8 protein-coding genes are annotated in these 11,419 nt (G+C 65.0%); 5 read left to right on the top strand and 3 right to left on the bottom strand.

Going from position 1 to position 11,419, the window contains the following annotated elements:
• Window positions 1-52: 52 nt before the first annotated feature.
• Entirely contained in the window at window positions 53-1,519 is a 1,467-nt protein-coding gene (gene zwf / locus EPN59_RS18295; RefSeq protein WP_293041237.1) for a glucose-6-phosphate dehydrogenase, read from the bottom strand.
• 571 nt (window positions 1,520-2,090) lie between these two features.
• Between zwf and EPN59_RS18290 the strand changes: the two genes are divergently transcribed.
• The 4 genes from EPN59_RS18290 to ugpC all read left to right on the top strand — a co-directional run bounded on the left by EPN59_RS18290 (window position 2,091) and on the right by ugpC (window position 6,410).
• On the top strand, window positions 2,091-3,341 hold the full coding sequence (locus tag EPN59_RS18290; protein ID WP_293041236.1) for an ABC transporter substrate-binding protein: 1,251 nt from the start codon (window positions 2,091-2,093) through the stop codon (window positions 3,339-3,341).
• 120 nt (window positions 3,342-3,461) lie between these two features.
• On the top strand, window positions 3,462-4,403 hold the full coding sequence (locus EPN59_RS18285; protein WP_293041235.1) for a sugar ABC transporter permease: 942 nt from the start codon (window positions 3,462-3,464) through the stop codon (window positions 4,401-4,403).
• Window positions 4,393-5,250 (top strand): carbohydrate ABC transporter permease, encoded by an 858-nt coding sequence (locus EPN59_RS18280; RefSeq protein ID WP_293041234.1) that lies wholly within the window; start codon window positions 4,393-4,395, stop codon window positions 5,248-5,250. Before EPN59_RS18285 ends, EPN59_RS18280 begins: the two co-directional genes overlap by 11 nt.
• Window positions 5,251-5,291: 41 nt before the next feature.
• Window positions 5,292-6,410, top strand: coding sequence for a sn-glycerol-3-phosphate ABC transporter ATP-binding protein UgpC (ugpC, locus tag EPN59_RS18275; RefSeq protein WP_293041233.1), 1,119 nt, complete (start codon window positions 5,292-5,294; stop codon window positions 6,408-6,410).
• A 117-nt stretch (window positions 6,411-6,527) separates the two neighbouring features.
• Here the strand turns inward: ugpC and EPN59_RS18270 are convergent, their stop codons facing one another.
• Window positions 6,528-7,325, bottom strand: a complete 798-nt coding sequence (locus EPN59_RS18270) for a Smr/MutS family protein (protein ID WP_293046555.1) — start codon at window positions 7,323-7,325, stop codon at window positions 6,528-6,530.
• Between the two features lie 232 nt (window positions 7,326-7,557).
• A complete protein-coding gene (gene trxB / locus EPN59_RS18265; RefSeq protein ID WP_293039457.1) occupies window positions 7,558-8,553 on the bottom strand; it encodes a thioredoxin-disulfide reductase in 996 nt (331 codons plus the stop codon).
• 506 nt (window positions 8,554-9,059) lie between these two features.
• Here trxB and EPN59_RS18260 point away from each other — a divergent pair.
• Window positions 9,060-11,396 (top strand): DNA translocase FtsK, encoded by a 2,337-nt coding sequence (locus tag EPN59_RS18260; protein WP_293039459.1) that lies wholly within the window; start codon window positions 9,060-9,062, stop codon window positions 11,394-11,396.
• The last annotated feature ends 23 nt before the right edge of the window (window positions 11,397-11,419 follow it).

The following is an 11,419-nucleotide window of genomic DNA, read 5'->3' as shown; positions in this document are numbered from 1 at the left end:
CAGTCGTGTCCGGGCGGCCGCGCAGCGCGTGGCCGCCGTCCTGCATCCAGCGTCAGTTTTCCTCTTCGAGCCAGCAGGTGCCGTGCTGCGCGAGCATCGCGCCCGACGCGGCAGGTCCCCACGTGCCGGCTGCGTAAGGCTTCGGCGGACGCAGCGAGGCCGCCCATTCGTTCAGGATCGGCTCGACCCATTTCCAGGCCGCTTCCTGCTCGTCGCGGCGCACGAAGAGCGCGAGCCGCCCGTGGATCACGTCGAGCAGCAGGCGCTGATACGCCTCCATCTGGCCTTCGCGGAAGAACCGGTCGAACGCGAGATCGAGGTGCACGCTGGCGAGATTCATCCCTTCTCCAGGCTGTTTCGCGAGGCAGTAAAGACGAATGGTCTCGTTCGGCTGCAGGCGGATCACGAGGCGGTTCGCGCCGGGGCGCAGCGCAGGCGCGCCGAGCGCCGAGTGCGGCACGGGGCGGAAGTTCACCACGATTTCCGCGACGCGGTCCGCGAGCCGCTTGCCGGTGCGCAGGAAAAACGGCACGCCGGCCCAGCGCCAGTTCTCGATCTCCACCTTGAGCGCGACGAAGGTCTCGGTGCGGCTGTCTTCCTTCACGCCCGGTTCGGTCGCGTAGGCCGGCACGGCCTGGCCGCGGATCACCCCCGCATGATACTGGCCGCGCACCGCAACCTTGCTGATGTCGCGGGTATCGATGGGCTTGAGCGCGCGCAGCACGCGCAGCTTCTCGTCGCGCACCGAGTCGGAATCCATCGAGTGAGGCGGTTCCATGGCGACGATCGACAGCAACTGCAACAGGTGATTTTGCACCATGTCGCGCAGCGCGCCGGTATTGTCGTAGAAGTCGCCGCGCGCCTCGACGCCGAGTTCCTCCGCGATGGTGATCTGGATGCTCTCCACCCATTCGCGGCGCCACAGCGGCTCGAAGAGCGCGTTGCCGAAGCGCAGCGCGAGCAGGTTCTGCACCGGCTCCTTGCCGAGGTAGTGATCGATCCGGTAGATCTGGCCTTCGGCGAAGATTTCGCCGACAGCGTCGTTGATCGCATTCGACGACTTGAGGTCGTAGCCAAGCGGCTTTTCCAGCACGATGCGCGCGTTGCTGTTCAACCCGACCGAGGCGAGCGCGCGGCAGATCGGCACGAACAGCGACGGGCCCGTCGCGAGATAGAACACGCGGATGCCCGGCAACGGCGCAATGGCGTCGCGCAGCGTCGTGAAATCTTCTGCGCGCGACAGGTCGAGCTTCACATAGTCGATGCGGGCGAGAAAGCTGGCCCACGCGGCTTCGTCGAGGCCGTTTTTCGAGACGTGCGGCCGCACATGCGCGTCGACCCACTGAAGGTACTGCCCGCGGTCGTCCTCTTGCCGTGCGACGCATACGATCTTGCCCGACGCCGCGAGCATGCCTGAGCGATGCGCTTCATAGAGGGCGGGGAGGATCTTGCGCATCGACAGGTCGCCGGTGCCGCCAAAGAGAACGAACGTGAAGCCCGAATCGGTCTGGGATTGCATAGTCTCCGTCACAGTCCTGGGGGCCGCTGCAGGGGGAAATCGGGCGGCCGTAGTTCGACAAAAATTTTTTTGACACTGAATTGTAGTTTAACTACAATCCAAATCAAGAGGTAACGTTCAATCGATGGAAAATGCATGCCGGAGCGCGGTATAAAGGCGCCGCCGGCCCATGAATTCCCGGGCGGACGGAACATTCCTCATGGTAATGGACAATGAAATTGTCCACGCGCGCCGTGGTGGACGGGGCGCGATCCCGAGGGACGTTGGGCCGCTTTACGCGAGATGCGATGAGCGGCGCCTCGACCAGCTGCAGGTGCGGGCGATCCGTGCGTTGCCCGCCGGCCGGTGAAAATCAAAAGAGGAGACAGTCAGTTGCATCCCAAGCCACTCATCCCATGAGCGTACAGCGGCCGTACTCCGGCACGCGGCCCGCGCGCATCCAGCGAAAACGCATGCTCGCGCGGCACTCCGGCGCCCGACCGTCCAGTGTTTTGCCTGTTTGAACCACACCCGCACCCTGGCGACATCAGGGGCCAATCGTTTTTTTTCAGGTGTCTGGAGGAGATAAGCAATGAAATTCCGAGCGATCATGGGCGCCCTGTGCGCCGCAGGTCTGTTGGGCAACGTCGCGGTCACCGCGCAGGCAGCCGAATCCCTCGAAGTGCTGCACTGGTGGACGTCGGGCGGCGAATCGAAAGCCGTTGGCGTGCTCAAGGACGACATGCAGAAGCAGGGCTATGTGTGGAAGGACTTCGCTGTTGCCGGCGGTGCGGGCGCGGCGGCCATGACCGCACTGAAAACCCAGGTGATCTCGGGCAATGCGCCGAGCGCTGCCCAGATCAAGGGGCCTCTGATCCAGGAATGGGCTGACCAGGGCGTGCTCGTGCCGGTCGATTCGGCCGCCGCCGACTGGAAGGCGCACCTGCCGCCGCAGATCGACAAGATCGTGCGCGCAGACAATCACTACGTCGGCGCGCCGTTCTCGGTGCACCGCGTGAACTGGGTGTGGATCAACAAGGCCGCGCTCGAGAAGGTGGGCGGCAAGCCGCCCACCACGTGGCCGGAATTCTTCGCGCTCGCCGACAAGCTGAAGGCTGCCGGCTATCAGCCGGTCGCAGCGGGCGGCCAGCCGTGGCAGGACCTGACGCTGTGGGAAGACGTGGTTCTCTCGCAGGGCGCGGACTTCTACAAGAAGGCGCTCGTGGATCTGGACCAGAAGACGCTCACGTCGCAGCAGATGGTCGGCGTGTTCGATACGGTCCGCAAGATCGAGTCGTACATGGATAACGGCCGCACGGGCCGCGACTGGAACCTCGCGACGGCGATGGTCATCAACGGCAAGGCCGGCATGCAGTTCATGGGCGACTGGGCGAAGGGCGAGTTCGCGACCGCGAACAAGCAGCCCGACAAGGACTACGTCTGCGCGCCCGTGCCGGGCACGGAGAAGGCCTACACTTTCAATGTCGACTCGTTCGTGTTCTTCCAGCAGAAGGGCCAGAAGGCCGCAACGCCGGGCCAGGTCGCGCTCGCGAAGACCATCATGAGCCCGTCGTTCCAGGAGCAGTTCAGTCTGTACAAGGGTTCTATCCCGGTCCGTCTGGGTGTGGACATGAGCAAGTTCGACGCCTGCGCGAAGCGCTCGTACGCGGATGAGCAGACCGCCATCAAGGTCGGCGGCTATGTGCCGTCGCTCGCGCACGGCATGGCTCAGCCCGATGCCACCGCCGGTGCGATCACCGACGTCGTGACGAAGTTCATGAACTCCAGTCAGGATTCGAAGAGCGCAGTCGAAGCGCTCGCGAAGGCCGCAAAAACGAAGTAAGCAGGGTGAATTCCGCGCGCGGCACGCTTGTGCGCCGCGCGCGGCACCCTGGACATGACGGTTCGAGCTGAACCCTATCATCGTGCGAAGCCTCTTTCGCACCGTACCAGGAGTTGCGCAGTGACTGCTTCTCTTAGCGGCAACGGCAAGGCTGCAACGCCGGCTGCCAGCCGCGTGTCGCCCATGTCGGCGCTCGCAGACCGCTGGATCCCGAAGCTGGTGCTTTCGCCCAGCATCCTGATCAGCCTTGTGTTCGTGTACGGCTTCATCATCGTCACCGGCTATCTGTCGCTGTCCAATTCGAAACTGATGCCTCGTTACGAATTCGCCGGCCTCGCGCGTTACAGGGAACTGTTCGCGAACGATGTCTGGTGGACGTCCGCACAGAATCTCGGCTGGTTCGGCATTCCGTTCATCGGCATCTGTGTCGGGCTCGGCCTGTTCCTCGCGATCCTGCTCGACCAGCAGATTCGCCAGGAAGGTGCGCTGCGCGCGGTGTTCCTCTATCCGATGGCGCTGTCGTACATCGTGACCGGCACGGCCTGGCAGTGGATCATGAATCCCGATCTCGGCATCCAGCGCGTGATGCACGACTGGGGCTGGACGAGCTTCGCGTTCGACTGGCTCGACAATCCGGACCGGGCGATCTTTTGTATCGTGATCGCGGCGGTGTGGCAGTCCACGGGCTTTTGCATGGCGCTGTTCCTCGCCGGGCTGCGCGGTGTCGATGCGGAGATCTTCAAGGCCGCCCAGGTGGATGGCGCGACGCTGCCCACGATCTACCGCAAGATCGTGATTCCGAGCATGCGTCCGGTGTTCTTCTCGGTGCTGCTGATTCTCTGCCACATCGCGATCAAGACCTTCGACCTCGTCGTTGCGTTGACTGCGGGTGGTCCGGGCACGGCGTCGTCGCTGCCGGCCATCTTCATGTACACGTTTTCGTTCAACCGCGGGCAGCTCGGCGTAGGCGCGGCCTCGTCGATCATGATGCTCGCAACCGTCGTGGCCGTGCTCGTGCCGCTGATGTACCTGGAATCGAGGAGCACGCGCAATGCAGCCTAAGATGAAGGCAAGCCGCGTGGTCGTGTATGCGGCACTGATCCTGTTCGCGTTGTACTTCCTGTTCCCGCTCTACGTGATGCTGTCGACCTCGGTGAAGAGTCTCGATCAGCTGCACACGGGCAACATGCTCACGCTGCCCACGCATCCGAGCTTCGCGCCGTGGGTGAAAGCGTGGAGCGAGGCGTGCACCGGCGTGCGCTGTGACGGCATGCAGCCGTTCTTCATGAACTCCGTGAAGATGGTGATCCCGGCCGTGCTGATCTCGTCGATCATCGGCGCGTTCAACGGCTACGTGCTCACGCACTGGCGTTTTCGCGGCGCGGACGGTTTGTTCACGATGCTGCTGGTCGGCTGCTTCATTCCGTTTCAGGCGATCCTGCTGCCGATGGCGCGACTCGAAGGCTTTCTCGGCCTGTCGAACACGATCGGCGGCCTCGTGCTCGTGCACGTCGTGTACGGCATCGCGTTCACCACGATGTTCTTCCGCAACTTCTACGTGAGCGTGCCCGCCGAACTCGTGAAGGCCGCGCGCATCGACGGCGCCGGATTCTTCATGATCTTCACGCGCATCATGCTGCCGATCTCGCTGCCGATCTTCATGGTGTGCCTGATCTGGCAATTCACGCAGATCTGGAATGACTTCCTGTTCGGTATCGTGTTTTCGGGCGTCGATTCGATGCCGATCACGGTCGCGCTGAACAATCTCGTGAACACGTCCACGGGCGTGAAGGAATACAACGTCGACATGGCCGGCGCGATCATCGCCGCGCTGCCTACGCTGCTCGTCTACGTGATCGCCGGCCGCTACTTCGTGCGTGGCCTTACGGCGGGCGCGGTGAAGGGTTGACCAGGGTCGAAACGCCCACGTTTGAATAAAGGATTCACAGTATGGCAAGCCTTTCCATTCGCGACGTCTACAAGACCTACCCGAACGGGGTGCCCGTCCTGAAGGGCGTCAACATCGACATCGAAGACGGTCAGTTTCTGATCCTCGTCGGCGGCTCGGGCTGCGGGAAGTCGACGCTGCTCAACATGATCGCCGGCCTCGAAACGGTCACCAAGGGCGAGATCTCCATCGACGGCAAGGTCGTGAACGAGCTTTCGCCGAAGGACCGCGATATCGCGATGGTGTTCCAGTCGTACGCGCTCTATCCGTCGATGACGGTGCGCGAGAACATCTCGTTCGGCCTGAATATCCGCAAGGTGCCGAAGACCGAGCAGACGCAGATCGTCGATCGCGTGTCGAGCATGCTGCAGATCCAGCACCTGCTCGACCGCAAGCCGGGCCAGCTCTCGGGCGGCCAGCGCCAGCGCGTCGCGATGGGCCGTGCGCTCGCGCGCGATCCGGTGATGTTCCTCTTCGACGAGCCGCTGTCGAACCTCGATGCGAAGCTGCGCATCGAAATGCGCTCGGAAATCAAGCTGCTGCATCAGCGCCTCGGCACGACGATCGTCTACGTGACGCACGACCAGATCGAGGCGATGACGCTCGGCGACCGCATCGCCGTGATGAAGGACGGCATCGTCCAGCAGTTCGGCGCGCCGCAGGAAATCTACGACTCGCCGTCGAATCTGTTCGTGGCGGGCTTCATCGGCGCGCCGCCGATGAACTTCATCGAAGGCAAGCTCGTGGAACAGGGCTCGGGCGTCGGTCTCGAACTCGATACGGGCGTGGCGCGCGGCGTGCTGAATCTGCCGTTCCAGGCGAACAGCCTGCGCGCTAATGTCGGCCAGGAAGTCGTGCTCGGCCTGCGCCCGGAGCGCATCACCGATGCGCGCAGTTCGCACGACGGTCACGGCCACGCACTGCAGCGTCACACCGTGATGGTCGACGTGATCGAGCCGACCGGCCCCGATACGCTCGTGTTCGCGCAGGTCAACGGAAAGCGCGTCGTGAGCCGCGTGCACCCGGGTTCGAACCCGCAGCCGCTCAACCAGATGGAGCTGTTGTTCGACGTTTCGAAGGCGGTGCTGTTCGATCCGAAGACGGAAGCGCGTATCGCCTGATATCGCCTGATCGCGTCGTTCGCGATGCAATGAAAAAGCCTCACGCGCAGTTCAGATCGCGCGTGAGGCTTTTTTTTGGATTCATCGCGGATTACCGGGGAAACCGGCGCGCGGCGGTCAGCGCGGCATATGGGCGCCAGCCGGGCCGACCGGATGCGGCTGCAGCAGCACGAGCACCGCGCCTGCGCCGCCGTCGTGCGGCCGCGCCTGGCAGAACGCGATCACTTCCTCCTTCTGCACGAGCCACGTGCGGACCTTGCCCTTGAGCACCGGCTCCTTGCCGACGGAGCCGAGCCCCTTGCCGTGAATCACGCGCACGCAGCGCAGCCCGCGCTTGCCGGCTTCGCGGATGAAGGTCTGCATCGCCTCGCGCGCTTCCTCGCGGCGCATGCCGTGCAGGTCGAGTTGCGCCTGCACGATCCACGTGCCGCGCCGCAGCTTCTTCACGACCTCGGCGCTGATGCCGGGGCGGTGATAGTAGAGCGAGTCGTCGGTGTCGAGCAGCGCTTCCGGGTCGAACTCGTCGGAGATGGCTTCGTGCAGCACTGCCTGTTCGTCGCGCTGCGTCTGGATCGGCAGCGGCACGGGCTGCGCGCGGCGCGCCGACGCGCGCTCGGGCGCATTCAACGGCGCGATGGCGCCCATTTCGCGGCGGAACATCTCGCTGTCGGCGGCGGCTTCCGTGCGGGCCGCCTGTGCGGCCGCGCGTTCGCGCTCGCGTTCGCGGGTCTGCGTCTTCAAGGCGTCGCGCAGGCTGCCGAGCCCCGCGAAGCCCGCGGCGGGCTTGCCGGTTTCGGCCGTGGCCGCGGACGTTGCAGCAGGCGTTGCCGCAGCGGAAACGGCGGTGGCGGAAGTAGCGGGACGGGGTGCGGCGGGGCGCTTGGGCTCGCCGGGATGGGGCACGTTCTTCGGCATGGCGTGAGGCGCTTTCGGGTTCGTTCGGGTTCGATCGCGGCGGGGCGCATTGCGGCGCGTGTCGTACGTGGCGCGACAGCGGCGTAACGGCGTGGTGCAACAGCGGCGCGATGGCGACGCGCGGCGCAAAAGAAAAGGGCCGCCGGCTGGCTGGCCGCGGCCCTCGTTCCGGTGCGCCGACAGGCTTCAGATCGCTATTCTAGCGGTCCGCCGCTGCGCCCGGGTGCTGGTCTCAACGGTCGGCTTCCGCGCTCATGACGTGCGGCTGGCCGAGTTCATGGATGCTCTCGAGATAGCGCTGTGCGTCGAGCGCGGCCATGCAGCCCGTGCCGGCGCTCGTGATCGCCTGGCGATAGACGTGGTCCTGCACGTCGCCCGCCGCGAACACGCCCGGCACGTTCGTGCCGGTGGCATTGCCGTTCATGCCGCCGGCCGTGATGATGTAGCCGTTGTTCATCTTCAGCTGGCCTTCGAAGATATCGGTGTTCGGCTTGTGGCCGATCGCGACGAACACGCCTTGCAGGTCGAGATCGGTCGTCGCATCCGTCTTCACGTTCTTGATGCGCAGGCCGTTCACGCCGCCGTCGTTGCCCTTGACTTCGTCGATCACGTGATCCCACTTGATGTCGACCACGCCTTCCTTTTCCTTGTCGAGCAGGCGGTCGATCAGGATCGGCTCGGCGCGGAACTTGTCGCGGCGATGGATCACCGTCACCTTCTTCGCGATGCCCGCGAGGTACAGTGCCTCTTCGACAGCCGTGTTGCCGCCGCCCACCACGGCGACGTGCTGGTTGCGGTAGAAGAAGCCGTCGCAGGTCGCGCAGGCCGAGACGCCGCGGCCCATGAACAGTTCTTCGCTCGGCAGGCCGAGGTATTGCGCCGACGCGCCCGTTGCGATGATCAGCGAGTCGCACATGTACTCGCCCGAGTCGCCGATCAGGCGGATCGGCTTTTCATCGAGCTTGGCCGTGTGAATGTGGTCGAACACGATTTCCGTGTTGAAGCGCTCGGCGTGGGCGAGAAAACGCTGCATCAGCTCGGGGCCTTGCACGCCGTCCGCGTCTGCAGGCCAGTTCTCGACGTCGGTCGTGGTCATGAGCTGGCCGCCTTGTGCGAGACCGGTGATGAGGAGCGGCGAGAGATTGGCGCGCGCGGCATAGACGGCGGCGGTGTAGCCGGCGGGGCCGGAACCGAGAATCAGGACTTTGGCGTGTTTGGTTGCAGACATGGTCGAAATCCGTAGAAAGGCACGGCGATTGACACCGAAAAGCGGCAAGATCGCCCGGCAGTGTGGCGGGACACACCTCTATGTGGGCGTTAGGGCGCAATTATAAAGGCCGGGGGCGCAGGCTGCCTCATGAAGCGTTCCGATCGGGCCGATAGCCGATCGCCAACTGATCCGCCAATGATCGCCAGCCAGTCTCCGATGCGCGCCGCATGGCTCGCGCGGCCCGGCGTGCCGCGAGGCGGACCGCTCGATGAGGCGGCGCGGGCCGCGCACGGGCAGTCCGCGCGCGACAATCCACTACAGCCACTGCGCGACAACACGCCGCGTGCGGGCGTGCGAGCGGTGCTGGCCGCCGCCGCTGTTGCCGGTTACCGTCATTTACAGCCGGGGCCGAAACAACGCGTTTACAATAGGCCGATTCGGACGACGGCGGCCGCACAAGTCCGCTGCCCCTACTCGCAGCGGGCGCGGGCCGCGAACGCATCAAGGATCAGCACCAGGATTCAATGGCCAAAGCTCCCTATTCCGCGCAGGCGCAGGCGTTGCCGCACCGCATGTCGCGTCTGTTCACCGAGATCCGCTGGATCCTTCAGGTGGCGCTCGGCGTGTTCCTGCTGATGGCGCTCATCAGTTACAACCGCCGCGACCCGAGCTGGACCCACGCCACCCACGTCGATCACATCGCGAACTGGGCGGGCCGCGTCGGCGCGTGGACCTCGGACATCCTGCTGCTGCTGTTCGGCCTCTCTGCCTACTGGTGGGTTGCGCTGCTCGCGCGGCGCATCGCCGCGAACTACCGGCGCATCACGCGCCAGGAAGGGTTCGACGACGCGGGCGACGCGGGCGATTCAGGTAACACTCCGCGCGACCATAGCTGGATTGCCGAAGGTTTCGCGTTCGTGCTCGTGCTGCTCGCCAGCAATGGCATCGAGGCGTTGCGCATGTGGTCGCTCAGGGTACAGCTGCCGCGCGCGCCGGGCGGCGTCGTGGGCGAAGCCGTGGCGCGCGGCGTCTCGCACGCGCTCGGCTTCACGGGCGGCACGCTCGCGCTGCTGGTGGTGCTCGCAATCGGGTTGTCGCTCTATTTCCGCTTCTCGTGGCTCTCGGTCGCCGAACGGGTCGGCGAGGCGCTGATCAACGCAGTCACGTTCGCACGGCTGCGGCGCGAGGAAGGGCGTGATCGCAGGCTCGGCGAGGCCGCGGCGGTCAAGCGCGAAGGCAAGGTCGAGCGCGGCCGCGTGAAGATCGAGGATCACGAGCCGGTCGTGATCGTGCCGCCGGTCGTGACGCCGGAGCGCTCGGAGCGGGTCGAAAAGGAGCGCCAGGTGCCGCTTTTCACGGACCTGCCGGGCGATTCCACGCTGCCGCCGATCGCTTTGCTCGATCCGGCGCCCGCCGTGCAGGAAACGATCTCCGACGAAACGCTCGAATTCACCTCGCGCCTCATCGAAAAGAAGCTCAAGGATTTCGGCATCGAAGTCGCAGTGGTGGCCGCCTATCCGGGCCCGGTCGTCACGCGCTACGAAATCGAACCCGCGACGGGCGTGAAGGGCAGCCAGATCGTGAATCTCGCGAAGGATCTCGCGCGCTCGCTGTCGCTCGTGTCGATCCGCGTCGTCGAGACGATTCCGGGCAAGAATTTCATGGCGCTCGAACTGCCGAACCAGCGCCGCCAGACGGTGCGCCTCTCGGAGATTCTCGGCTCGGCCGTGTATGCCGACGCGGCGTCGGCGCTCACGATGGGCCTCGGCAAGGACATCGGCGGCAAGCCGGTCTGCGCCGATCTCGCGAAGATGCCGCACCTGCTCGTGGCCGGCACGACCGGCTCGGGCAAGTCGGTCGGGATCAACGCGATGATCCTCTCGCTCCTCTACAAGGCGAGCGCCGAGCAGGTCCGCATGATCCTGATCGACCCGAAGATGCTCGAAATGAGCGTCTACGAGGGCATTCCGCATCTCTTGTGTCCGGTCGTCACGGACATGCGCCAGGCCGGCAACGCGCTGAACTGGACCGTCGCCGAAATGGAGCGCCGCTACAAGCTCATGAGCAAGCTGGGCGTGCGCAATCTGGCCGGTTTCAACAACAAGATCGAGGAAGCGGGCAAGCGCGAGGAGAAGCTTCCGAATCCGTTCAGCCTCACGCCGGACGATCCGGAACCGCTCGACAAGCTGCCGCATATCGTCGTCGTGATCGACGAACTGGCCGACCTCATGATGGTGGTCGGCAAGAAGGTCGAAGAACTGATCGCGCGCATCGCGCAAAAGGCGCGCGCGGCGGGCATTCACCTGATCCTGGCCACGCAGCGTCCGTCCGTCGACGTGATTACCGGCCTCATCAAGGCCAACGTGCCGACCCGCATGGCGTTCCAGGTTTCCTCGAAGATCGACTCGCGCACGATTCTCGACCAGATGGGCGCCGAATCGCTGCTCGGCATGGGCGACATGCTCTACCTGCCGCCCGGTTCGGGCTTGCCGGTGCGCGTGCACGGCGCGTTCGTCTCCGACGACGAAGTGCACCGCGTCGTCGAAAAGCTCAAGGAGCAGGGCGAGCCGCGGTATATCGAGGGCCTGCTCGAAGGCGGCACGGCGGGCGAGGGCGACGAAGGCTCGGCGGGCGCGGGAGCCAGCGGCACCGGCGACGAGTCCGATCCGCTTTACGACCAGGCCGTCGAAGTGGTGATCAAGAACCGGCGCGCGTCGATTTCGCTCGTGCAGCGGCACCTGCGCATTGGCTATAACCGGGCAGCACGGCTGCTCGAACAGATGGAGCAGTCGGGGCTCGTCTCCGCGATGTCGTCGAGCGGCAACCGCGAGATTCTCGTCCCCACGCGCGAGACCGAATGAGGCCGCGCGCATCCCTTTCCTCA

The sequence above is a fragment of the Paraburkholderia sp. genome, assembly GCF_004298475.1.
Taxonomy (GTDB): Bacteria; Pseudomonadota; Gammaproteobacteria; order Burkholderiales; family Burkholderiaceae; genus Paraburkholderia; species Paraburkholderia denitrificans.
This window is presented reverse-complemented; position numbering and strand designations above follow the sequence as displayed.

Excerpts from the sequence above, each read along its gene's own strand:
- zwf (WP_293041237.1), bottom strand. The coding sequence starts at position 1,519 with ATGCAATCCCAGACCGATTCGGGCTTCACGTTCGTTCTCTTTGGCGGC.
- EPN59_RS18290 (WP_293041236.1), top strand. The coding sequence starts at position 2,091 with ATGAAATTCCGAGCGATCATGGGCGCCCTGTGCGCCGCAGGTCTGTTG.
- EPN59_RS18280 (WP_293041234.1), top strand. The coding sequence starts at position 4,393 with ATGCAGCCTAAGATGAAGGCAAGCCGCGTGGTCGTGTATGCGGCACTG.
- ugpC (WP_293041233.1), top strand. The coding sequence starts at position 5,292 with ATGGCAAGCCTTTCCATTCGCGACGTCTACAAGACCTACCCGAACGGG.
- EPN59_RS18270 (WP_293046555.1), bottom strand. The coding sequence starts at position 7,325 with ATGCCGAAGAACGTGCCCCATCCCGGCGAGCCCAAGCGCCCCGCCGCA.
- trxB (WP_293039457.1), bottom strand. The coding sequence starts at position 8,553 with ATGTCTGCAACCAAACACGCCAAAGTCCTGATTCTCGGTTCCGGCCCC.
- EPN59_RS18260 (WP_293039459.1), top strand. The coding sequence starts at position 9,060 with ATGGCCAAAGCTCCCTATTCCGCGCAGGCGCAGGCGTTGCCGCACCGC.